Genomic DNA, 24,033 nt, shown 5'->3' on the forward strand with positions numbered 1-24,033 from the left:
GGTATCGTTTGGAACACTCTTCCTTTGCGTTGACGCGCACGCAATCCCGCACGTTGGCGCACGCCGCCGCCGGTCCCAATCTCTGCGCCGTTTACCGGATCGACGGCCGTCCGGACGTCGAGCGTCTGTCCTCGGCCGTGGCGCAACTGGTGGCCCATTGCCGGCCGCTTGCCTACCGGCTCGTCGAAGCCGAACAGGGCATGCGCTGGGTCATCCGCCGCGATGTGCGCGCGGAACTGAACGTCATCGATCTCGACAGGCGCGACGCGCGCGAGGAAGCCGCCGTGCTGTCGTTGATCGACGGCCTATGCGCGCGTGCCTTCCGCATGGACGCCGGACTGCCGTGGGCGTTCACGCTGTTACGCGCCGGCGCGCACAGCTATCTTGTGTTCGCCTGCCATCCCGCCTTGCTCGACCGTTTTTCGCTGACGCCGTTGTTCAACGCGCTTTCCCGGGCCTATCGCGGCGAGGCGCCGGGCGCGCCGCTCGGCATCGATCAGCAAGGCCTGCTCGACGCCGAGCGCGAACTCCTTGCGAGCGACCGTTTGCAGACCGACCTCGATTTCTGGATCGGCCAGGTGGGTGACGCCTCGTTCGAATGGCATGCGCCGCGCCGGCAGAACGCGCTCGCCGACAGCAGCTTTACGGTGCGCCTCGACGCGCAAACAGGCGCTGCATTGCGCAATGAAGAAAAAACGCTCGGCGTCGCGCCCGATCTACTGATCAAACTGTGTGTTCACGTGCTGCTGCGCCGCATGACCGGCAGCCGCGCGGTGCTCACCGTGCATCACCAGCGCGGCCGCTGCCAGCACGACGAGACGATCGGTTTCGATGAACGGCGGCGCTTCCTGAAAACCGACTTTGACAACACGATGACACTGCGGCAGTTTCTACGGCACGCGGCGGCGCGCGCCGGGATGGCCGATTTTCACGCTGAACTCCCGGCTTTCGAAGTGCTGCACGACATCGAGCGGCGCGAGCCAGGTTTTGTGCGCGCATCCAACGTGGTGTGCGAGACCGACAGCCTGCCCTACGACGCGCTCACGCTCGGCACGCTGCCGGTGGCGTTGCTCGCACCGTACTCGCGCCGTTTCTCGCACGAGGACGTCGGCATCTATCTTGATGTGCGCGAGGAGATCGCGTTGCACGTGCATAGCCGCCATCCCCAGGAACTCGACGGCCTGCGTCTCGCGTTCGAGCATTTGACGGCGCTGCTCGGGCGCCTCGGCGAAAGTCTCGAGCAGAAACTCGATGCGCTCGATCTTTATACGCCGGCGTTGCGGCAGCAGTGCGCGGCGTGGTCCGATGGCGGCCCGCTCGCGGCCCCCGCGCGCGACGTGCTCGATCTGTTTGCGCAGACAGCGCTCGAGCACGCCGAGCATCCGGCGGTCAGCGGCCCGGACGCCGCTTTCACGTACGCGCAACTGGCGCTTGCCGCACAGCGTGTGGGCGCAGCCCTTGCCTCGCTCGGGCCGGACGCATCGGATGGGCGGGACGCGTTGATCGGCATTTGCGTCTCGCGCGGTGCACGCATCGTTCCGGCGATGCTCGGCGTGCTCGCCAGTGGCGCGGGCTATTTGCCCCTCGATCCGCAGATGCCAGACGAGCGCTTGCGCTACATCGTCAAGGATGCGCAACTGCGAGCCGTGATTGTCGACGCGGCGACGCACGAGCGCTTGAGCGGGCTGGCCGATTGCGCGCTGTACCGGATCGAGGATCTACTGGAATGCCCGGCGGCCGGGGCGCCCCCTGCGCACTGTGCGCCAGCCGATCCGCAGCGCACCGCCTACGTGATCTACACCTCAGGCACAACGGGCAAACCCAAGGGTGTCGTCATCGAGCGCGGCATGCTGGCGCACCTGATCGCTTCGCTGACGGGCAGGTATCGGCGTGATGCAGGCACGCGCTGGCTCCAGTTCGCGTCCGTCAATTTCGACGCCAGCGTGCTGGAGATCTTCAATCCGCTGACGCACGGCGGCCACCTGATTGTCGCGCCCGAAGCGGTGCGCACCGACGCCGATGCGTTGTCCGCCTTCCTCAGCGCCGAACGCATCACGCATGCGTTCCTGCCGCCGGCGATTCTCAAGCTGCTGCCGCGGCGCGCGCTGCCGCATCTGGACACGGTGTTATGCGGCGGCGAAGCGAGCGACGACGAGACGATCCGCTTCTGGTCCAGCGTGCTGCGCCTGTCGAACATCTACGGGCCGACTGAGACCACCGTGATGGCGACCGAAAACACCTTCGACGGCGACAAGCCGGCCAATCAACTCGGGCATCCGCTTCCCGGCTATCAGATTCATCTACTCGATGAGGAAGGCGCAGCGGTGCCGCTCGGGGGGATCGGCGAGATCTGCATCGGCGGTGCGGCCGTTTCGCGCGGCTATCTGCTGCGGCCCGAACTGACCGGGCAGAAGTTCCGGGCGAATCCGTTCGGCCCGGGCCGTCTCTACCGTTCCGGCGACCTCGGCCGTTTCCAGCCGGATGGCGCGATCGAGTTTCTCGGCCGCAGCGATTTTCAGGTGAAGATTCGCGGCTACCGGATCGAGCTCGGTGAGATCGAGGCCAGCATCGTCGAGCAGCCGGAGGTGCGCAGCGCCCATGTCGGCACGTGCGAGCGGCAGGGCGGCACGGCGCTGGTGGCCTGGTACGTGGGTGCCGCGCTTGAGCCGGCGGTGCTGCGGGCGCGTCTCGCGCAACGTCTCGCGCATTACATGGTGCCGGCGTTCCTGCTGCCGATCGAAGCGCTGCCCCTGACGCTGAACGGCAAGATCGACCGCAGCAAATTGCCGGCGCCGCAAGCCGGTTCGGCTGACCCTGCAAGCCGCGCTTTCGACACCTTCGAGCTGGCGGTGCAAGCGATCTGGTCGGAGGTGCTGGGCGTGCCGCTCGAGAGCGTCGGCGAACACAGCCACTTCTTCCAGTTGGGTGGCCACTCGCTACTCGCCACGCTCGTGTGCAATCGCATCAACGCGAGCTTGTCCGCGCCGGTCAAGCTGAAGACGCTGTTCGAGCATCCGCAGTTCGACGCGTTTTGCGCAAGGGCGCGGCAGAGCGCCGAGCCAGGCGCCGCGCTGCCGCCGCTCGTCGCGCAATCAGGCGCACCTATGCCCGCGCCAGTGGCAAGCCGGCTCGTGCGGATGATGCATAGCCGCGCGCTCGGCAAGCCTGACGATAACGCGTACAACATTGTGATGCGGGTGGACTTCGGCGGGGCCGCGAATCCGTTGCGATTGCACGAGGCGCTTGTTGCCGTGCTCGCGCACAACCCGATCTTCAACGCGAGCTTCGCGGAACGCGGCGGACAATTGCTGATATTGCCGGGCACCGCCACCCTGCCGACGGATTTGCGTATTCCGCTAGAAAGCTGCGATGCCGATGCTATCGACGCGCGTGCCGAAGCCCTGCGCGCGCTGCGTTTGCCGCTCGACTGTGCGCCGTTGTGGCACGCGCAACTGCTGTTGTCGCCGCAAGAGCACCGCACCACCTTGCTGTTCTGCATTCATCACGCGATTTTCGACGGTTGGTCGTTCAAGCTGTTGCTGGATGAACTGACGTCGCACTACGAAGGCAAGCCGGTTTCCGGCGAGCGGCTTTCGTGGTTCGACTACGGCCATTGGGCGCCGCAACTGGCGTCGTCGCCGCGCTTTGCCGCCGCGCGCGACTACTGGATGCGCAAGCTCGACGCCGTGGCCTTGCGCACCGAACTGTCGTTCGACGCAGTGCAGCGCGAGCCCAACGCGAACCGCTCTTTGGCCTTGCATGTGCGGTCCGCCCAGATGCGGCGCCTGAAGCAGATTGCCGAGGCGCACGACATGACTTTGCCGCCCGTGCTGTTCGCGCTGTACCTCGTATGGCTGTGGCGCGTGAGCGGCCAGCAGCAACTGGCCTGCGCCTATCCGTATGCGGGCCGCGATGTCCCGGGCAGTGAGGGAATCTATGGGATGTTCGTCTCGATGGCGGTGCTGGTGCAGCGCATCGACACGCGGCAAGGCTTCGGCGAACTGGCGCGCGCGGTGCAACGCCAGATGCTCGAAGACCGCGATCATCTGCTCGCCACGCCTTACGACACCGATAACGGCCAGCTCGGCGCACTGAACACGATTTTCAGTTTGCAGAACGGCATTGAGCTGAACGGCCGCATCGGCGAGGCGGCGTATCACGCTGAGGAATGTCCTCCGTTGACGTCGAAAGCGGACCTGTCGGCGATTTTCTATTTGCGGCCCGATGGCGGTCTGGACGGGCGCTTCGAATACGACAGCTCGGTGCTGCACGCGGCCTCGGTCGAGCGTATGGCCGAGGTGTTCATGACGCTGTGCGACGCCGCGGCTCACCAGCCGGATGCGCCGGTCGGCGAGCTCGCCTGGCTGAGCGACGCGCACCATGCGCAATGTCTGAGCTTCGCTTGCGGCGAGCCGCTACCGGATGCACCGCAATCGATCCCTGCGCGTTTCGCCGAGGTGGCAGCGGTGCACGCGTCGCGCGTTGCCGTGCGCTGCGGCGAGCAGCAGCTCAGCTATCGCGAACTCGACGCGCTCAGCGATGCCATTGCCCGTGGCTTGTCAGCCTGCGTGCCGCCCGGCGCGCGCATCGGTTTGAGTATGCAGAAGAGCGTCCTGCTGGTGGCGACGGTGCTGGGCGTGCTTAAAGCGGGGTGCGCGTACGTGCCGCTCGACCCAGCTTATCCCGCCGAGCGCTTGCGCTATTTCGTCGAAAACTGTTCGGTCGATACGGTGCTGGCCGATGAGCCGAGCCGCTGCGCGCTGGAGGCCGCAGGTCTCGGTGAATTGCGCAAGCTTGACCCGGCGATGCTGGCAGAGGGGACGGCGGGCACCGTGACGGAAACGGAGGTTCAGGCGGAGACTGACGCGCAGAAGGTGGCCGGGAAGCAGGCCAAAAAGCAGGGGGAGAAGCGGGCGGAGAAGCAGGCTGAAGAGCAGTCAGCGCACATGCACCGGCCGCACGCTGTCGCCCCCGAGGCGCTTGCTTATGTGATCCACACGTCGGGCTCGACCGGCAAGCCGAAGGGGGTGCTGGTCGAACACCACAGCGTGGTTCGAATGGTGGCCGGCGCGAGCCGCGCGCTCGGCTACGCGCCGGGCAGCGTCAGCACCCTGGCGGCGTCCACCAATTTCGACGCGAGCGTGCTCGATCTGTTCCTCGCGCTGCTGCACGGCGGCACGCTCATCGTGTTGCCGGAGGAGGCGCGCCGCGATCCGCTGCTGCTGCACAGTGTGTTGAAGTCGGAGCGCGTCACGCACGCATCGCTTGCACCGGTCGTGGTGCAGAGCTTGCCGCGCGAGCCGCTGCCCGATCTGCAACTGCTCGGCTTTGGCGGCGATACGCTGGACGAACCGAGCGCCGCCTGGTGGAGCGAACTCACGCAACTGTTCAGCCTGTACGGCCCGACCGAAATCACGGTGATGGCCTCGTGCGGGCGAGTGCTGCCGGGCGGGCCGAGCCGCATCATCGGCAAGCCGCTGCCGGGTTACCGGCTCTATCTGCTGAATGCCCAGCGGCAATTGACGCCGCCCGGCACGGTCGGGGAAATCTACATCGGCGGCGAGAATCTCGCGCGGGGCTACATCAATCAGTCGGCCATGACGATGGAGCGCTTCGTGGTCGATCCGTTTCGCGATGCACCGTACGCGCTGATGTATCGCACCGGCGACCTCGGCCGCTTTCTTGCCGACGGCACGATCGAATACTTCGGCCGCAACGACGCGCAGATCAAGCTGCGCGGTTTTCGCATTGAACTCGGCGAGATCGAGAATTGCATCGCGGCCGCGCCGGGTGTCGCGCATGCTGCCTGCCGGGTGTGGGGCGAGGGCGAGGCGCGCTATCTGGCTGCGTACTACGTGGCCGCGCCGGGCGAAGGAGGCGGCGCGCTCGATGAAGACACGCTGCGCCGTCATGTGGCGCTGGCGCTGCCCGACTACATGGTGCCAGCGTGTTTTATCCGGCTGGACGCCCTGCCGGCATCGCCGAACGGCAAACACGATCGCAAGGCCCTGCCGGCGCCGTCACGCGCCGGCGGTACGCCGCCGCGCCAAGGCGTCGAGCAACGCATCGCCGAAATCTGGCAGACGCTGCTGCGCGTCTCCGGCATCGGCCGCGACGATAGTTTCTTCCGGTTCGGCGGCAATTCGATTCTGGCCGTGCGGATGCAAGCGCAATTGCGCGATGCGCTCGGCATCCAGTTTCAGATGGCGGCGTTTTACCGTTCGCCGACCATCGCGACGCTCGCGGACGGCGGTCACGAGGACATGATCGAACGCGCCATTGCCGACGCATCGCAGCCGTTCGTTGTCGAGCAGGCCGCGCCCGCTTTTTCTGACGCCGTCGAAGCTGCGCCGATTCGCATAATGCTTCTGACCGGCGCGAGCGGCTTTCTCGGCATTTACCTGCTGCATGCGTTATGCGGGAGGCTCGACAAGGTGATCTGCCTGCAACGCTGTGCGAGCGCTGCCGCAGGGCGCGCCGTCTTGCAGGACAAGGCGCGCGAGGCGGGTCTGGCAATCGACTTCAGCCGCGTCGACGTGATCCCCGCCGATCTTGCCGTGCCGCAGCTTGGGCTCGACACACCACGCTGGCGGCAACTCGCCGCGGAGGTCGACGCGATCCTGCATTGCGGCGCGTTCGTGCATCACCTGCATAGCTATGAGGCGATGAAGGGGGCGAATGTCAGCGGCACCGAGGCATTGCTGCGGCTCGCGCTGACGCAGCGGCAAAAACCGTTCTGCTTCGTCTCGACACTGTCGGTCGGCGAGATGCTGGCGGGCGCCCGGCGCATCGACGAGCGCGTGAATGACGCTCGTCCCATGCTGGACAACGGCTATCTGTTGACAAAGTGGGTGGGCGAGCAGCGGGTCGCGGAGTGTGCGCGCCGCTTCGGTTTGCCGGCGGTGATCGCGCGGCCGGGCAATATCACCGGCCACAGCCGTACCGGCTTCAGCAACTTCGCGCACAACCATTTCTGGCTGTTCAACAAGGGCTGCCTGCAGTTGGGCGCTTATCCGGAAACGGCCCAGGAAGTGGAGATGATGCCGGTCGATCTGCTGGCCGGCGCGGTGACGGCGGTGGCACTGCATCCGCGTGCCGGCTTGCGGGTGGCGAACCTGAACAATCCGCTCGTGCTCAGCCAGCGGCAGTGGTTCGCGGCGCTGGCCGGTTGCGGTTTGCGTGCCGAGCCGCAGCCGGCGGCTGACTGGCAACGGCGGCTGGCGGATCTCGACGCGTCGAATGGTCTGGCGCTGATTCGCGACTTTTATACGGGCGATCTGTCCGCCGCGCCCTTGCCGGTCGAACAGATCGGAACGTTGACGGAGCTGGCGCGGCACGGCGTGGATCTAACGGTCGACTACGGTGCGCTGATCCGGCTCTACGTCGGGTATCTGCGCGAGGCGGGTTTTCTTGACCCGTTGCCGCAGACGGTAGTGCCCTAAAGCGCTCTGGGGGGGGCGCAAGCGAGCGGCGGTGCAGCGCCGGTTCAGCTTGCGCACCGAACCATTGCGCGCTTTGTAATAGGCCGAAATATGACCGGATTTGCCTGCGGCCAAAACACGCCTACACTTCGATGGCCTCTTTCGAGAGGCATCGGTGGAAGTCTTTCATTTGGCCCGCTTCGCGCGGGCTTTCTTTTGTGCGCGCCGGGCCTTACCTTACTTCAACGCTTCCCGTGCCGCCTTGACCGCCGCGAGCACCTGCTCGGGCGCCGTGCCGCCCGGATGGTTGCGGCTCGCTACCGAACCTTCGAGCGTCAGATACGAGAACACGTCTTCGCCGATCAGATGCGCGACGTTCGGCAGTTCCTTACGCATTTCTTCCAGCGTCAGGTCGGCCAGGTCGCAGCCGCGATCGGCACACACGCGAACCGCCAGCGCCACCGCTTCGTGCGCGTCGCGGAACGGCAGGCCGCGCTTGACCAGGTAGTCGGCGAGGTCGGTTGCCGTGGAGAAACCTTGCAACGCGGCGTCGCGCATGGCTTGCGGCTTCACCGAGATGCCCGCGACCATTTCAGCGAAAATGCGCAGCGTGTCCGCGACCGTATCGACGGTGTCGAACAGCGGCTCCTTGTCTTCCTGATTATCCTTGTTGTACGCGAGCGGCTGGCCTTTCATCAAGGTCAGCAGCGCGATCAGATGGCCGTTCACGCGGCCCGTCTTGCCACGCGCGAGTTCGGGCACGTCCGGATTCTTCTTCTGCGGCATGATCGACGAACCGGTGCAGAAACGGTCGGCCAGATCGATGAAGCCGACGCGCGGGCTCATCCACAGCACGAGTTCTTCGGAGAAGCGCGACACGTGCGTCATGATCAGTGCCGACGCTGCCGTGAATTCGATCGCGAAGTCACGATCGGACACCGCGTCCAGCGAGTTCGCGCAGATGCCGTCGAAGCCGAGCGTCTTCGCCACGGCATGACGGTCGATCGGATAGCTGGTGCCGGCCAGAGCGGCTGCACCCAGCGGCAGACGATTCACGCGCTTGCGGCAATCGACCATGCGTTCGGCGTCGCGCGAAAACATTTCGACGTAGGCGAGCAGGTGATGGCCGAACGTGACCGGCTGCGCGACTTGCAGGTGCGTGAAGCCCGGCATGATGGTCGACGCGTTTTTCTCCGCCATGTCGAGCAGGGCCGTGCGCAATTCCGTCAGCAGGCCGCCGATGCGGTCGATTTCGCCGCGCAGCCACAAACGGATATCCGTTGCCACCTGGTCGTTGCGCGAGCGGCCCGTGTGCAGGCGCTTGCCGGCGTCGCCGATCAGCGCGGTCAGGCGCGCTTCGATGTTCAGGTGGACGTCTTCCAGATCGAGTTGCCACTCGAACTCGCCTCGCTCGATTTCACCCTTGATCTGCGCCATGCCGCGTTGGATTGCGGCGAGGTCGTCGGCGGCGATGATCTTCTGCGCGGCCAGCATCGAGGCGTGCGCGAGCGACCCTTCGATATCGACGAGCGCCAGACGCTTGTCGAAGAAAACCGACGACGTGTAGCGTTTGACAAGCTCCGACATCGGCTCCGAGAAGCGAGCCGACCAGGCTTCGCCTTTTTTGTGCAGTTGGGACGTCATGGTGTTGGGCAGTTGAGCGAGCGGTGAAGAGGCAGACGGCGTTTGCGTACGGTACAGGCGCCATCGAAACGGGCGAAAGACTGGGATTTTAACACTGGGCTATTCCCGCACCAGCACCACCAGCTTCAGATCCTCGCGATGCGCAGGCTTGAAGGTAATCTGGTCGTAGACGAGGCGGCCGTCGCGCGGATGGTTGAATTCGCGCCGGCCGCCTTCGCGGCCGCCGACATCCTGCGATGCCCAGAAGCGGGCGAACGCGTCGCTGGCGGCGGTGAGGGAGTCGATCAGCCCGCGGGTGGGCGCGTCGTTCAGATGGCGGATCGAGTCGGCGCGGAATTCGGCGGCGAGGCGCCGCGCGCGCGTTTCCCAGTCGACGATCAGCTCGCGTGCGGCCGGTTCGGTGAAGGTGTAGCGCAACAGATTGCGGTCGTGCGCGCCGTCCAGCCAGCCGACGAACAGATCGGTGGCGCGTTCGTTCCAGGCGAGCGCATTCCACTGCCGGTCGAGCACGTAGGCAGGTGCGTTCACGAGTTGCACCGTTTCCAGCAGGGTGGCGGGCGCGTCGGCGGCGGCCGGATCAGGCTCGGCCGGGTCGCGCTGAGCGGCCAGTTCGAACAGATAGGCCCGCTCGGCGCGCGACAGTTGCAGCGCGACGGCGATCCGCGCCAGCGCATCGGCGGAGGCGGAGACGGGGCGGCCCTGTTCGATCCACGTGTACCAGGTCGGGCTCACGCCGCACAACTGCGCGACTTCCTCACGCCGCAAGCCGGGCGTCCGGCGGCGCGGACCGGGCGGCAGGCCGAGCGCTTGCGGCGAGAGCCGTTCGCGATGCGCACGGATAAAGTCGCCAAGTGCGCGGGCGGGCGTGGCTTCGAGCGGCGGCGGATTGTCGGCGGAGGACGGCGTGGTCATTCTGGTCGGGCGGCGCTTGGTGGGGGTGGTGTTATTGATACCAGAATAATTGCTTAACTTGTACTGGTACACGGCGGCCTCTATTGTAACGACTGGAACGACGCAGTGCCGTCCAGACCAACCCGGGCCTCAGCCCGGCGCGACCCCACGTAAATAACCGGAGCCTTCCATGAAGCATCACGATCAGGTCGCCGACGCCTTCGGCTCGACCGCTGCCGCGTATTTGACGAGTCAGACGCATGCCACCGGCGCCGATCGGCAGACGCTGGCCGAATCGATCGCCGCGACGCCGGATGCGAAGGTGCTCGACATGGGCTGCGGCGCAGGTCACGCGAGTTTCGCGGTGGCGCCGCACGCAAAAGAAGTGGTCGCGTACGACATCGCGCCGCAAATGCTGGCGACCGTCGACGGCGCGGCCAAAGATCGCGGCCTGACCAACATCCGCACGCAACAGGGTGCGGCCGAAGCGCTGCCGTTCGAAGCCGATTCGTTCGACTGGGTCATCAGCCGGATGAGCGCGCATCACTGGCACGACGTGCCGCTTGCATTGGCCGAGGTGCGGCGCGTGTTGAAGCCGGGCGGCAAGGTGCTGTTCATCGACATCGCCGGCGCCGAGCATCCGCTGCTCGATACGCATATTCAGGCGGTGGAATTGCTGCGCGACGGCTCGCATATCCGCAACTACCGCGCGGACGAATGGATTGCATTGTTCGAAGCGGCCGGTTTCAATGCATCGATTCGCGAGTGTTGGCGCATTGAGATTGAGTTCAGTTCGTGGGTGGCGCGCATGCGCACGCCGGAGCCGCGCGTGTCGGCGATTCGCTCGCTGTGGAGCAACTCGCCCGATGAGGTGCGTCAGTATTTCGATGTACAGGACGACGGTTCATTCAAGCTCGACGCGCTGATGATCGAGGCGCAGTAGGCTGACATGGAAGCGGAACGGCCGCCGCCGCGGCCCGGCGACGCGCACGGCTTAACGCAGCGACGGACCTAATAACGAGATGTGCGCCGTGATAACCTCCGGATCACTTATTAATTCCGAGGTGTCCGGATGCAACGTTGGTTACTTTTTGTGGCGGCCGCCGTGCTGTCTGCCAGCGCGTCGGCCCAATCGGATCGGGACTACTATCGCGAACAGGGCACCACCTTGCCGCGCGCACTGTCGTCCAGTCCGGTCACGCCGCAGTCATCCAGTTCGACGAACAGCATCACGGCGCCCGGTTCCAATGTGAATATGTCGCCTCAAGCACGCCGCGACCTTGACACACGCCTGCAGTCCGAGCTTGCCGAGCGTGAAAATCACAAGCAGGTGTGGCGCGAGCCTCCGCTCAAATTCAACATTCCAGCCTCAGAAATGCCAAAGCCGAACATGGCGAAATAATCCGTGTTCGGCTTTGGCGGAGCGGTGGCTGAATCAGCCGCCATTCAAACCGTCCTCGATCAGCCCGTATTACGCAACCCCGCCGCAATCCCGTTGATACTCAAATGAATCCCGCGCCGCACGCGCGCGTTGGTATCGCCCGCGCGGTGACGCTTGAGCAACTCGACCTGCAAGTGGTTCAAAGGATCGAGATACGGAAAGCGGTTCTTGATCGAACGCGCAAGCAACGGATTTTCCGCAAGCCGTTCGCTCTTGCCGGTGATCTCCGACAACACCTTCGACGTCCGCTCCCATTCCGCGACGATGCGCTCGAACACATGTTTGCGCAGCTTCTTGTCCGACACGAGCTGTGCGTAGCGCGAGGCCACCGCGAGGTCGGTCTTCGCCAGCACCATGTCCATGTTGGAGAGCAGGTTCGCGAAGAACGGCCACGTCTTGTGCATTTTCTTGAGCAGCGCAAGACGGCGGGTGCGCTCGGCGTCGCTCGGCGCGCTGTCCAGATGCGCGGCCACCGCGCTGCCGAAACCGTACCAGCCGGTCAGCAGCAGACGGCATTGGCCCCATGAGAAGCCCCAGGGAATCGCACGCAGATCTTCGATCTTGCGTTGCTTCGGGTCCTGCAATTTGCGCGAGGCTGGACGGCTGCCGATATTCAACTCGGCGATCTCCGAGATCGGCGTCGACTCGAAGAAATACTCCTTGAAGCCCGGCGTTTCGTAGACCAGCGCGCGATACGACGCCATCGCCGCGTCGGACAATTGCTGCATCGTCTCTTCGAAGGCGGGCAATTGCGCAGGCGCAATGCCGTGCGGCAACAACGACGCTTCGAGCGTCGCGGCCACCACCGTTTCCAGATTGCGCCGGCCGATTTCCGGATTACCGAACTTGCTGGCGATCACTTCGCCTTGCTCGGTCAAACGGATCTGGCCGTCGACGGTGCCCGGCGGCTGCGACAGAATCGCCTGATACGTCGGACCACCGCCACGGCCTACCGTGCCTCCGCGTCCATGGAACAGGCGCAGGGTCACGCCGCGTTCATTGAATAGCGACACCAGCGCCAGTTCGGCGCGGTACAGCTCCCAGTTCGACGTCAGGAAGCCGCCGTCCTTGTTGCTGTCCGAATAGCCGAGCATCACTTCCTGCTCGTTACCCTGATGTTCGATCAGTGCACCCACGCCCGGCAGCGCGATCAGATCGCGCATGATATGTGGCGCGTTGCGCAAGTCGGGGATCGTCTCGAACAGCGGGATCACCATCAGCCCTGCTTGCGCGGGATCGTGCGCGTCGCCGAGGCGGCCGTGCAGCAGGCCGGTTTCCTTCTGCAGCAACATCACTTCGACCAGATCGCTGACGGTTTCCGTGTGCGAAATGATGTAGTTGCGCACCGCGCGCGCGCCGAACTTCTCGCGCGTGACGCGGGCCTCTTCGAGTACGCCGAGCTCGCTCTTCACGAGATCGGAATACTCGGCGTAGGGCAGGCGCAACGCTCGCGGCTGCGAAAGTTCGGCGAGCAGCACCTTGAGCTTGTCTTCTTCCGAGAGCGACGCGTAGTCGTCCTCCACGCCCGCGCGTTTCAGCAGCTCGGCGATCACCGCTTCATGGATGTCGGAGCTCTGACGCAAGTCGATGCTCGCCAGATGGAAGCCGAATACTTCGGCGGCGCGCGCGAGCGGTGACAGGCGGGGTGCCGCGAGCGGCGCGCCATGATGCTCGGCGAGCGAATCGATCAGCACATGCAAATCGCGCACGAATTCGGCGGAGTCGTCGTACGGCTTGGCGCGTATCGGCGCCGCGCCGCGGCCCGCGCTGCGTACCGGCACGCTGCCTTCACCGAGACGTACGCGCGCACTTGCCGCGAGTCGCGTGTACATGCCGATCAACGCACGGCGATACGGTTCGTCGGTGCGGTGCGGCGACTGGTCGGGCGAGATGGCCGCGAGCTCTTTCAACGCGTCGCTTGCGCCCGCGAGCAGGTTCGACACCGACAACTCGGCGCCCAACTTGTGCACCTGCTCCATATAGTGTTCGAAGATCACGGCCGCCTGGCGGGTGATTGCGTGTTCGAGCGTTTCGGCCGTGACGTTCGGATTGCCGTCACGATCGCCGCCGATCCAGCTACCCATCTGGAGGAACGGCGGCAGGCGCGCCTCGAGACCGTGCTCGGCGAGCGCTTCCTCGATGTCGGCGTAGAGCGCCGGAATTTCTTCGAGGAAGGTGGCGCGGTAATACGACAGCGCGTTTTCGATTTCATCGGCTACCGTCAGACGCGAATCGCGCAGCATCCGCGTTTGCCAGAGCGACGTGACGCTCGCACGCAGCATCGCTTCGTTATGCGCGCGTTCGCGGTTGGTCAGTTGCTGATCGCGTTCGGCGAGGAGGCGCGCGACGTCATGCTGCGCGTCGAGAATGCTCTTGCGCTGCACCTCGGTAGGGTGTGCGGTCAGGACCGGCACGATCAACGCGTCGTTGAAAAACTGCTGCAGGACCGGCGTCGCGGCGGCGCCCGCCTCGACGAGCCGTTCGAGTGCGTGCGACATGGTGCCCGGTTGCGAGGTCGAGCCGGCCAGCGCGTGAATCCGGTGACGGCGATTGCGGTGGCGGTCTTCAGCGATATTCGCAAGATGCGAGAAGTAGCTGAACGCACGCACCACGCTGACCGTTTGCTCCGGGCTCAGCGAACGCAGTTTCTTGTCGAGCGTTTGCGCGGCGGCGCTATCGTCCTCGCGGCGAAAACGCACGGCGGTCTGGCGGATCGTCTCCACGACGTCGAACACCGCGTCGCCTTCCTGTTCGCGCAGCACGTCGCCGAGCAGGCGCCCCAGATAGCGGATGTCCTGGAACAGCGGATGGTCCTTGTCCTCACGCGTGCGGCCGCTGCTTTTCGACGCGGGTGCAACCGTATCCGGCGAAACAGCTTGCAGCTTGGGCGCCTGAGTGGCTTCCGGCGCGGCAACGCTTGCGACGACCTTGGTCTTCGGGGACTTCGCTTTGGCCGGTTTCAGCGTCTGGGCGGCGTTCGTGGCTTGCGTCGCCTTACCTGTCCTGACGGCCTTCACTGCCTTGTCCGCCTTGGCGGGCGTGGAGGCTTTGGCGGATTTGGAGGCTTTGGCGACGTTAGCGGCCTGGCTTGCCTTGGCAGCTTTGCCGGCGCGTTTGGCCGGTGTGGACTGGGCAGCCGTTGCGGCGTCAGCCGCTTGAGCGTTGGGCGATGCAGTGTTGCGGCGGGCAGGGCGCGCCGATCCGGAAGACGTCACGATGGGTTTCCTCAGGGAAGCCAGGGTCTGTTGAGTGATGAACTGCTACTGCGGAACTGCACTAAGAGTTGCAACGGGAACTGCGCGAAACCTGGACAAACCGGTATGCGCCGATGGCAATACGCTGGAGAGGGTGGCCGCGTGCGCATTTGCATGAAGCGCACGAGGTGTGTGACGTGCATTGCATGCACGACAGCCACGGTGCGCCGCATTGCATCATCCCGCATGCCACGCCCCGGTGCGCGAACGACCGTGCTTGAACAGGCTGGGATGAGGCAGGCGCGCGCTGTGCGAGGCCCGTCTCCTCCATCGATACCGCGCCGGCACGGCGCTCCGCTGTGCCTTGAGACACAAGGGCGCGTGCTAACATTGATTGTTATTACATCCCGTCATTCGATCAGCAAGCTAATGAACACCGAGACGTTTTCTGCGCCACCCCACACGCTTGTGATTGCGTCGCGAGAAAGCCGCCTTGCCATGTGGCAGGCGGAGCATGTGCGATGTGCGCTGCACAAATTATATCCATCTTGTGACGTAAAAATCCTCGGAATGACGACACGTGGCGATCAAATTCTCGATCGCACTTTGTCGAAGGTTGGTGGTAAGGGCCTCTTCGTCAAGGAACTGGAAGCGGCGCTGGCCGACGGCCGCGCCGACCTGGCCGTGCACTCGCTCAAAGACGTGCCCATGACATTGCCGGCGGGCTTTGCGCTCTCCACCATCATGGAACGCGAAGATCCGCGCGACGCGCTGGTGTCCAACGAGTACGACTCGCTTGCCGCGCTGCCGGCCGGCGCCGTGGTCGGCACCTCCAGCCTGCGCCGCGAGGCCATGCTGCGCATGCGTTATCCGCACCTCGTGGTGCGGCCGTTGCGCGGCAATCTGGATACCCGTTTGTCGAAACTCGATCGCGGCGACTATGCGGCGATCATTCTGGCGGCGGCCGGTTTGAAGCGTTTGGGTCTCGGCGAGCGCATCCGTGCGCTGCTCGATCCCGAAGACAGCTTGCCAGCAGCCGGTCAGGGCGCGCTCGGCATCGAGATTCGCGCCGATCGCGCGGACCTCGCGGCATGGCTCGCACCGTTGCATCACGAACATACGGCAGCGGCCGTCGAAGCGGAGCGGATGGTCTCGCGTGCCCTCGGCGGCAGTTGCGAAGTGCCGCTCGCGGCCTATGCACACTGGCACGACGGCGCGCTGCATCTGCGCGGCATCGTCGCTACGCCCGACGGTCAGCGTGTGTTGAGCGCGCAGGCATCGGCGCCGGCGCCCACCGTCGAACGTGCTGTGGCACTCGGCAAGGAAGTGGCGGACGCGCTCGAACAGCAAGGTGCGATGGAAATCGTCCGCGCGTTGAGCACGGCCAGCGGCCCCGCGGCCGGGCCGGCGGACAGCGCGGCGACCGGCGAGTGATGGCGGCCGATATCCCGGGCAACGCATCCTCATCCGTCGGCAAGGCGGCGTTCACTGTCGTGATTACGCGACCGGCCGGTCAGTCGAACGAATTGATCGCGCAACTCGAGGCCGCGGGCATTGCCGTGCTCGACTTTCCGCTGATCGACATCGCGCCTGTCACTGACGAGGCGCCGTTGCGCGCGGCGCTGGCCTCTCTGGAACGCTATGCACTGGTGGTGTTCGTCTCGCCCAACGCGGTTGATCACGCGTTTGCCAGGAGCGATGCGATCTGGCCGCACGCGCTGCCGATCGGCGTAGTCGGGCCGGGCAGCGTGCAGGCGCTGGCGCGCCACGGCGTCGCGGCGCCGGCGTACAACATCATCAGCCCACCGTCCGTACCCGACGACGATACGGCGCGCTTCGATTCCGAAGGCCTGTTCGCGGCGATCGATACCGCGCTTGGCGCGACGAGCCTCGAAGGCAAGCGCGTCCTGATCGTGCGCGGCGACGGCGGCCGCGAATGGCTTGCTGACCGCTTGCGCGAGGCGGGTGCCGAAGTCGAAACGGTCGCGGCCTATCGCCGCCTCGTGCCGGAACCGTCGATCGGCGGCTGGGCGCGCGTGCACGCGCTTCTGGCGGGTGCACCGCATGCCTGGCTGCTCACCAGTTCGGAAGGGGTGCGCAACCTGCATGAACTCGCGCTGGAGCATCTGACCGCCGACGAAATCACGCAACTGAAGCACGCCAATCTGGTCACGCCGCATCCCCGTATCGCGCAGACCGCGCGGGCATTGGGTTTTGATAGCATTACGGTGTCCGGTGCGGGCGATGAGCGTATTGCCCGCGCCTTGCTTGCCGCCGTCCCGACCGTTGTTCAACCGGTACCGTCCAACCCGGCTCATTCACCGGCTAAATCACGCATGACTGAAACGAACGCATCCACGAACGCTTCACCCCAGCCGGCCGCAACCACTGCGTTGCCGCCGAATCCACCCTTCACGCCCTACGAAGCGCAGCAAAAGCGCCGCAGCGCGAGCGGACCGCTGCTGTGGTTTGTCGTCGTGATCATCGCTTGTGCGGCGGGTGTGGGCGGCTATGCGCTCAATCGCAAGGTGGAGCGCACCCAGCAGCAGATCGCGCAACGCCAGCAGGCCAACGACGCGCAGACCAACGAATTGCGCGTCAAGACCGATCAGGCGCTGGCCACGGTGCATCAATCCGATGCGCAGGTCGCGCAACTCGAAGGCAAGCTCGCGGATGCGCAGACCGCGCAGCAGGCGCTGCAACAGCAATACTCCGATCTCGCCCGCAATCGCGACGACTGGACGATGGCCGAGGTCGGTCAGATGCTGTCGGCCGCGAGCCAGCAATTGCAGCTCACCGGCAACACGCAGCTCGCGCTGTTCGCGCTGCAAAGCGCGGACACGCGTCTCGCCGCGTCGGATAGCCCGCAGGCCGTGACCGTGCGTAAGGCGATCGCGCAAGACATCGACAAGCTGAAGTCTGCGCCGTCCACTGATCTGACGGGTATGGCGATCAAGCTCGACAACGCGATCGACCAGGTCGACAACCTACCGCTCTCCGGCGAAGCACCGATTGCCCACGCCACGCCGAAGGCCGCCACCTGGGCCGATACGGCGAAGGTGGCCGAGGCCACCGGCGAGCCGCGCTGGAAAGTGTGGTGGCGTGAAGTCACGACCGGCATTGGCCAGCAGCTCACCAGCCTCGTGCAGGTGCGCCGCATCGACAACGCCGACGCCATGCTCGTCACGCCCGATCAAGGCTACTTCGTGCGCGAGAATCTGAAACTGCGCTTGCTGTCGGCGCGGCTTGCGCTGCTCTCGCGCAACCAGACCACGCTGAAGTCCGACCTGCAGGCGTCGCAGGCCGCGCTCACTCGCTACTTCGACAACACCTCGAAGAAAACGCAGACCGTGGTCGATCTGGTCAAGCAGGTGGATGCGGGCTCGGCCGCAGTTGAACTGCCGAATCTGAACACCAGCCTGCAGGCCGTCAATCAATACCGGAGCCGAGGTTAATCATGGCAATCCGGGGACTTCTATGGCTCGCGTTGCTGTTCGCCATCGCGGTGGTGCTGGCGGTGGTCGGACGCTTCGACATGGGGCAGGTGCTGCTGGTCTATCCGCCGTACCGCGTCGACATCTCGTTGAATCTGTTCGTGGTCGGGTTGGTGGTGCTGTTCATCCTGCTGTACGCGCTGCTGCGCATCGTGCGCAACATCTGGCGCATGCCGCAGCGCGTGGCGGCCTACCGTGCTCGCTCGCGTGTCGCGAAGGCGCACGCCGCTTTGCGTGACGCGATCGGCAATCTGTACGCCGGGCGTTTCTCGCGCGCTGAAAAAGCCGCGAAAGATTCGCTCACGAATGGCGACAACAAGGGCGCGGCCGGTTTGATCGCGGCCACCGCGGCGCATCGCATGCATGAATATGCGCGGCGCGACGAGTGGCTCGCCCAGATCGACGGGGCCGACTGGCAGGACGCCCGCCTGATGGCCACCGCCGACATGCGTGCCGATGGCCGCGACGCGGACGGTGCACTCGCCGCGCTGACTGAAATGCAGTCGCAGGGCGCACGGCGGATTCACGCGCAGCAGATCACGTTGCGCGCGCAACAGCAATTGAAGAACTGGGGCGAAGTGCTCAAGCTCGTCAAGACGCTGGAAAAACGCGAAGCGATCCATCCGGCGGTGGCGGTGCGTTTGCGTCAGCTCGCGGCGGAAAACCTGCTGCGCGACCGGCGTCATAACGCCGATGCGCTGCTGGAGTTGTGGAATTCGCTGTCGGCTACGGAACGTCATTCGCCGCGTCTCGCTGATCTCGCCGCCGAACTGCTGGTGTCGCTGAATCGTCCGCAGGAAGCCCGCAAAATCGTCGAAGAAGCGTTGGCGCAGAACTGGGACGCGCGTCTGCTGCGCCGCTATCCGGACACGACTGGGGGCGACGCGTTGCCGCTGATCCAGAAGGCCGAAGGCTGGCAGAAGGATCGCCCGGAAGACGCGGACCTGATGTTCGCGTTGGGCCGCTTATGCCTGCATCAACAGTTGTGGGGCAAGGCGCAATCGTTCCTCGAACGTGCACTGAAACTGGCCGACAACGAGACGCTGAAAATTCGTTCGCATCGCGCGTTGGCGCGTTTGCATGAACAGATCGGCGATTCCGCCAAGGCGAGCGAGCATTATCGCGAGAGTGCGTTGGCGATGAATATCGTTTGATGCGTTGAGTGCTGCGGCGAGCGGTTGAGACGCGCCGCTGTAGACCGCAATAGACGCATATGAAAAAGCCCCGGCGTTGGAAGATGCCGGGGCTTTTTCTTTGGAACGTGGAGCGTTGCGCGTAACTCAGGACTTTTGGCGGTGGTTGCTGCGTTACGTCGTCCGCGAGATCGTCGGTCAGCCGCGCTTACTTATTGACCATCTTCGCCGGCACACTGATCGCCAGCAGACCGCCGAGGATCATGAACGCCGCCAGCATATACATGCCGGAGTCGTTCGCGGCAGTTGCCTGCTTCAGCCAGCCGACCGCGTACGGGCTGAGAAAGCCCGCGAGATTGCCGATCGAATTGATCATCGCGATGCCGGCCGCCGCGCCCGTGCCGGCGAGAATCGCCGTCGGCAAACTCCAGAACAGCGGCAAGGTGGTGAGGATGCCCATGGTCGCGAGCGTGAGCGAGGCCATCGCCAGCACCGTGTTGTGCGCCCACACCACGGAGAGCACGAGGCCGATCGCTCCGGCGAAGGCCGGCAACGCGATATGCCAGCGCCGCTCGCGCTTGCGGTCCGCGCTGCGCGACACGAACACCATCGCGACCACCGCCGCCGCGAACGGAATCGCCGACAGGATGCCGATCATGAACGCGTCTGTCACACCGGTCGCCTTGATGATGGTCGGCAGCCAGAAGCTCACGCCATAGAGGCCCATCACGAACGAGAAGTACGTGAGGCTCAGCATCAGCACGCGCCCGCTCGTGAGCACCTGGCGAATCGGCATGTCGTGCTTGGTGGCTTCTTCGGCTGACACCTGACGTTCGAGCAGTTCCTTCTCTTCCTTGGTGAGCCACTTGGCCTTCGAGATGCGGTCATCCAGCATCAAAAACACCATGATCCCGACGATCACCGAAGGAATCCCTTCGAGCAGAAACAGCCACTGCCAGCCATGCCAGCCGTTCATGCCGTTGAAGCTCTTCAGGATATAGCCCGAGACCGGGCCGCCGATGACGCCTGACAACGCGATTGCCGTCATGAACCAGGTGGTCATGCGGCCACGCCGGTGCGACGGATACCAGTAGGTGAGATACAGGATGATGCCGGGGAAGAAGCCCGCTTCGGCGAGCCCGAGCAGGAAGCGCATCACATAGAACATGGTCGGCGTGGTGACGAACATGGTCAGCATCGAGATCACGCCCCACGAGACCATGATCCGTGCGATCCACACCCGCGCGCCCACCTTGTGCAGGATGACGTTGCTCGGAATCTCGAAGATGAAATAGCCGAGGAAGAAAATACCCGCACCGAAGCCGTAGACCGCGTCGCTTAGGCCCAGATCGGTGGTCATCTGCAGCTTGGCGAAGCCGACGTTGACGCGATCGAGATACGCGACCACGTAGCAGAGCATCAGGAACGGCGCGAGCCGCCAACTGACCTTGCGGTAGGTCGCCTCTTCGAAGCTGGAAGGTGGCGCCCCCGCGCCAGGATGGTGAAGCGGATTTGCGGGACTAGCCATGGTGTCTCCTCTTTTCTTGTGGAAATGAAGTACCGCCGTCGATCGCGATTCTAGCCGTGCTGGATGGTTTGGTTAGCATGGCGTTTACACGCAGCGCCCACCGTCCACTTCGAGGCACACGCCGGTGACGAACTCGGCCTCGTCCGAGGCGAGATAGAGCGCCGCGTTGGCGATATCCTGCGGCGTCGAAAACCGCCCGAGCGGAATGCCGGCGAGAAAGCGCTTGCGGTTTTCAGGCGTATCTTCGACACCCATGAATTCGGTCAGCAGCGCCGTCTCGCCCATCACGGGGTTCACACAGTTCACCCGAATGCGGTCCGGGCCCAGTTCGACGGCGAGCGACTTGCTGGCGATGATCACCGCGCCCTTGCTGCCGTTGTACCAGATGAGGCCTGGCCGTGGCCGCACGCCGGCCGTCGACGCAATATTGATGAAAACGCCACCGCCTTGCTGGCGGAAATACGGCACGAATTCCTGCACGCTCCAGTAGATGCTTTTGACGTTCACCGCATAGACGCGGTCGAATTCGGCTTCCGTCACGTCGAGCACCGGTTTGTTGCGATGCGTGGTGCCGGCATTGTTGACGACGATCTGCACGCTGCCGAAGTCTTCGAGCGCGGCCTCGCGCAGTTTTTGCCAATCCTCGCGTTGCGTGACGTTGCCGGCCACCGCGATCGCCTTGCCGCCGGCGATGGCGATTTCGCTCGCCACACGTTCGGCCGCGGCGCCGTTCAGATCGTTGACCACCACGTTCGCGCCTTCGCGCGCGTAGGTCTTCGCGATGCCTTCGCCGAAACCCGAGCCGCCACCCGTGACGATGGCTGTTTTACCTGTCAACCGCATGATGTCTCCGTTGTTTTGTTGTGGATGGTGATGCTTTCACTAACTTCGCTGCGAATTCAACCGCACTAACTCAGCCTGCCTAGCCGTGACGAATGGCGATGGTTTTCAACACCGTGAAGCCATACAGCGCTTCGAAACCTTTTTCGCGTCCATGGCCTGAATGCTTCACGCCGCCGAACGGTAATTCGACGCCGCCGCCCGCGCCATAGTTGTTGATGAACACCTGGCCGGAGCGCAGACGCCGCGCAAGGCGCATCTGCCGGGCACCGTCGCGCGTCCAGATACCCGCGACCAGACCGTACTGCGTGCCGTTGGCGAGCGAGAGCGCTTCGTCTTCGTCGGCGAACGACATCGCGGCGAGGACGGGGCCGAACACTTCGTCGCGCGCGAGACGGTGGCTTGCGGGCACGTCGCGCAGCAAGGTGGGCGCCTGATAGAAGCCGCTTTCGGGCGCTTCGGGGATGACTTCGCCGTGCGCCGCCATCGGGATGCCGTCGTGTTGGGCGTCGGAGAGGAAGTCCCACACGCGCTGTTGCTGCTTCGCATTGATCAGCGGACCGCAATCGAGATCGGCATGCGACGGTCCGACCCGCAGCGCGTGGAACGCGCTGCTCAGCCGGTCGAGCAACGGTTCGTAAATCGCCCGGTCGATCAACACGCGGCTGCCCGCCGAGCAGGTTTGCCCGGCGTTCTGCACGATCGCCGATACCAGCACGGGCAGCGCCGCCTCGAGATCCGCGTCGGCGAACACGATTTGAGGCGATTTGCCGCCCAGTTCCAGCGTGACCGGCACGTGGTTCTCCGCGGCCATTTGCGTGACGAGCTTGCCGGTTTCGGGCGAGCCGGTGAAGGAGATGTGATCGATGCCGGGATGGCGCGCGAGCGCCGCGCCCGCTTCATGCCCGTAACCGGTGACGATATTCAGCGCGCCCGCCGGCAAGCCCGCCTCGGCAGCCAGTTCGGCGACGCGCAATACCGAGAGGCACGCGTCTTCCGCCGGTTTGACGACACACGCATTGCCGGTGGCGAGCGCCGCGCCGACGCTACGGCCGAAAATCTGCATCGGGTAGTTCCACGGCACGATGTGGCCGGTCACGCCGTGCGGCTCGCGGATCGTCAGCACCGTGTAGCCGGCCTGATAGGGCAGCGTTTCGCCGTGCAGCTTGTCCGCCGCGCCGGCGTAAAACTCGAAATAGCGCGTGAGCGCAGCCGAATCGGCGCGCGCCTGTTTGAGCGGCTTGCCGGTGTCGCGGGCTTCGAGTTGGGCGAGTTCTTCCTGATGGGCGGCCACCAGCATCGACAGCCGGTACAGCACGCGGCCGCGTTCGGCGGCGCTCGCTTCGCCCCATGCGCCTTCGAAGGCGCGGCGGGCGGCATGGACGGCGGCGTCGATATCGGCCGCGGTGCCGCGAGCCAGCCGGGTGAACGGCTGGCCGTCCGAGGGATCGAGTACGGCGATCGTTTCGCCGCCTGATGCAGCGGACCATTCGCCGCCGATGAAATGCCGGGCTTCTTCCATGCATGCTCCTTGAGGTGTCACCCAGCCGTGATTCAAGCCGAGGTTCAGGCCGAGGTTCAGATACGCGATGTTCACAAACGAGAGGCACAATCGAGCGACGCCAGACGATTATCGCGCCGATCCAACCAGAGGTGCCATCGGCCGATTGGCTATAATGGCGTATTCCGCACTGTCCGGCCGTAGCGCCTCATGCTGGCGAGTTTCACGATTCACGCCGCTCGAGCCCGCGCGTCGCACGCCGTGTTCCGAATTCCATCTGATCAGAGAGCGCTCATGAGCTTCAATCACGTCCCCGCAGGCAAAGACCTTCCGCAAGATTTCAACGTCATCATCGAAATCCCGGCGCAAAGCGATCCGGTGAAGTACGAAGCTGACAAGGAAACGGGCCTGCTCCACGTCGACCGTTTCATCGGCACGGGCATGCGCTATCCGGCGAATTACGGCTACATTCCGCAAACGCTGTCGGGCGACGGCGATCCGGTCGACGTGCTGGTGATCACGCCGTTCCCGCTGCTGGCCGGCTCGGTGGTCCGCGCCCGCGCGCTCGGCATGCTGCAAATGACTGACGAATCGGGCGTCGACGCCAAGCTGGTCGCCGTCGCGCATGACAAGGTCTGCCCGATGACCGCTGATCTCAAGTCGATCGACGACGTTCCGGCATACCTGAAGGACCAGATCAAGCACTTCTTCGAGCAATACAAGGCGCTGGAAAAGGGCAAGTGGGTAAAGGTCGACGGCTGGGCCGGCATCGAAGCCGCTCACAAGGAAATCACCGAAGGCGTGGCGAACTACAAGAAGTAAGCTGCGTTACATCGGTGCTTGATGAAAAAACCGCGTGAGCCTGCAAGGGCCACGCGGTTTTTTCATGGGCGGCGTTTTCAGGAATTCCGCTCCCCGCCCAACGTGTCTTGCGGTCAGTGCGCCT

The 24,033-nt window shown here is 64.7% G+C and carries 13 protein-coding genes; 7 read left to right on the forward strand and 6 right to left on the reverse strand.

From position 1 onward, the window contains the following. The first annotated feature begins 8 nt into the window (after window positions 1–8). Entirely contained in the window at window positions 9–7,442 is a 7,434-nt protein-coding gene (locus tag M0D64_RS09390) for a non-ribosomal peptide synthetase (protein WP_266257406.1), read from the forward strand. A gap of 216 nt (window positions 7,443–7,658) precedes the next feature. On the opposite strand, the gene argH is transcribed toward M0D64_RS09390, so the two are convergent. Together argH and M0D64_RS09400 are read right to left on the reverse strand one after the other, a co-directional pair. Beyond that, on the reverse strand, window positions 7,659–9,065 hold the full coding sequence (argH, locus tag M0D64_RS09395) for an argininosuccinate lyase (protein ID WP_175052721.1): 1,407 nt from the start codon (window positions 9,063–9,065) through the stop codon (window positions 7,659–7,661). A 99-nt stretch (window positions 9,066–9,164) separates the two neighbouring features. Further along, window positions 9,165–9,977: a helix-turn-helix transcriptional regulator gene (locus M0D64_RS09400; RefSeq protein ID WP_266257407.1), complete on the reverse strand. Its 813-nt coding sequence runs from the start codon at window positions 9,975–9,977 to the stop codon at window positions 9,165–9,167. Between the two features lie 169 nt (window positions 9,978–10,146). Here M0D64_RS09400 and M0D64_RS09405 point away from each other — a divergent pair, with 169 nt between their 5' ends. Then, window positions 10,147–10,899 carry a class I SAM-dependent methyltransferase gene (locus M0D64_RS09405; RefSeq protein ID WP_266257408.1) on the forward strand — a complete coding sequence of 251 codons (753 nt, stop codon included), beginning with the start codon at window positions 10,147–10,149 and terminating at the stop codon, window positions 10,897–10,899. A gap of 129 nt (window positions 10,900–11,028) precedes the next feature. Further along, window positions 11,029–11,358: a hypothetical protein gene (locus M0D64_RS09410; protein WP_266257409.1), complete on the forward strand. Its 330-nt coding sequence runs from the start codon at window positions 11,029–11,031 to the stop codon at window positions 11,356–11,358. A gap of 59 nt (window positions 11,359–11,417) precedes the next feature. Here the strand turns inward: M0D64_RS09410 and ppc are convergent, their stop codons facing one another. Next, a complete protein-coding gene (ppc, locus tag M0D64_RS09415) occupies window positions 11,418–14,612 on the reverse strand; it encodes a phosphoenolpyruvate carboxylase (protein ID WP_266257410.1) in 3,195 nt (1,064 codons plus the stop codon). 408 nt (window positions 14,613–15,020) lie between these two features. Between ppc and hemC the strand changes: the two genes are divergently transcribed. Genes hemC through M0D64_RS09430 form a run of 3 tightly spaced genes read left to right on the forward strand, consistent with a single transcriptional unit; the run spans window position 15,021 to window position 19,239 of the window. Beyond that, on the forward strand, window positions 15,021–16,025 hold the full coding sequence (gene hemC / locus M0D64_RS09420; protein WP_266257411.1) for a hydroxymethylbilane synthase: 1,005 nt from the start codon (window positions 15,021–15,023) through the stop codon (window positions 16,023–16,025). Then, the gene (hemDX, locus tag M0D64_RS09425; RefSeq protein ID WP_266257412.1) at window positions 16,025–18,046 is read left to right on the forward strand and encodes a fused uroporphyrinogen-III synthase HemD/membrane protein HemX; all 2,022 of its coding nucleotides are present in this window, start codon (window positions 16,025–16,027) and stop codon (window positions 18,044–18,046) included. Before hemC ends, hemDX begins: the two co-directional genes overlap by 1 nt. A 2-nt stretch (window positions 18,047–18,048) precedes the next feature. Beyond that, entirely contained in the window at window positions 18,049–19,239 is a 1,191-nt protein-coding gene (locus M0D64_RS09430; protein WP_266257413.1) for a heme biosynthesis protein HemY, read from the forward strand. 187 nt (window positions 19,240–19,426) lie between these two features. Here the strand turns inward: M0D64_RS09430 and M0D64_RS09435 are convergent, their stop codons facing one another. The 3 genes from M0D64_RS09435 to M0D64_RS09445 all read right to left on the reverse strand — a co-directional run bounded on the left by M0D64_RS09435 (window position 19,427) and on the right by M0D64_RS09445 (window position 23,108). Next, window positions 19,427–20,746, reverse strand: coding sequence for an MFS transporter (locus M0D64_RS09435; RefSeq protein ID WP_154558941.1), 1,320 nt, complete (start codon window positions 20,744–20,746; stop codon window positions 19,427–19,429). Window positions 20,747–20,830: 84 nt separating this feature from the next. Further along, window positions 20,831–21,589 (reverse strand): SDR family oxidoreductase, encoded by a 759-nt coding sequence (locus M0D64_RS09440; RefSeq protein WP_154558942.1) that lies wholly within the window; start codon window positions 21,587–21,589, stop codon window positions 20,831–20,833. Between the two features lie 79 nt (window positions 21,590–21,668). Next, window positions 21,669–23,108, reverse strand: a complete 1,440-nt coding sequence (locus M0D64_RS09445) for an aldehyde dehydrogenase family protein (protein ID WP_266257414.1) — start codon at window positions 23,106–23,108, stop codon at window positions 21,669–21,671. Between the two features lie 273 nt (window positions 23,109–23,381). Here M0D64_RS09445 and ppa point away from each other — a divergent pair, with 273 nt between their 5' ends. Continuing rightward, on the forward strand, window positions 23,382–23,909 hold the full coding sequence (ppa, locus tag M0D64_RS09450) for an inorganic diphosphatase (RefSeq protein ID WP_154558944.1): 528 nt from the start codon (window positions 23,382–23,384) through the stop codon (window positions 23,907–23,909). The last annotated feature ends 124 nt before the right edge of the window (window positions 23,910–24,033 follow it).

The organism is Paraburkholderia sp. WS6 (assembly GCF_030464835.1).
GTDB classification, from domain to species: Bacteria; Pseudomonadota; Gammaproteobacteria; order Burkholderiales; family Burkholderiaceae; genus Paraburkholderia; species Paraburkholderia madseniana.

Coding starts and splice junctions, on each gene's coding strand:
- argH (WP_175052721.1), bottom strand. CDS start 9,065: ATGACGTCCCAACTGCACAAAAAAGGCGAAGCCTGGTCGGCTCGCTTC.
- M0D64_RS09400 (WP_266257407.1), bottom strand. CDS start 9,977: ATGACCACGCCGTCCTCCGCCGACAATCCGCCGCCGCTCGAAGCCACG.
- M0D64_RS09405 (WP_266257408.1), top strand. CDS start 10,147: ATGAAGCATCACGATCAGGTCGCCGACGCCTTCGGCTCGACCGCTGCC.
- M0D64_RS09410 (WP_266257409.1), top strand. CDS start 11,029: ATGCAACGTTGGTTACTTTTTGTGGCGGCCGCCGTGCTGTCTGCCAGC.
- hemC (WP_266257411.1), top strand. CDS start 15,021: ATGAACACCGAGACGTTTTCTGCGCCACCCCACACGCTTGTGATTGCG.
- hemDX (WP_266257412.1), top strand. CDS start 16,025: ATGGCGGCCGATATCCCGGGCAACGCATCCTCATCCGTCGGCAAGGCG.
- M0D64_RS09430 (WP_266257413.1), top strand. CDS start 18,049: ATGGCAATCCGGGGACTTCTATGGCTCGCGTTGCTGTTCGCCATCGCG.
- M0D64_RS09435 (WP_154558941.1), bottom strand. CDS start 20,746: ATGGCTAGTCCCGCAAATCCGCTTCACCATCCTGGCGCGGGGGCGCCA.
- M0D64_RS09440 (WP_154558942.1), bottom strand. CDS start 21,589: ATGCGGTTGACAGGTAAAACAGCCATCGTCACGGGTGGCGGCTCGGGT.
- M0D64_RS09445 (WP_266257414.1), bottom strand. CDS start 23,108: ATGGAAGAAGCCCGGCATTTCATCGGCGGCGAATGGTCCGCTGCATCA.
- ppa (WP_154558944.1), top strand. CDS start 23,382: ATGAGCTTCAATCACGTCCCCGCAGGCAAAGACCTTCCGCAAGATTTC.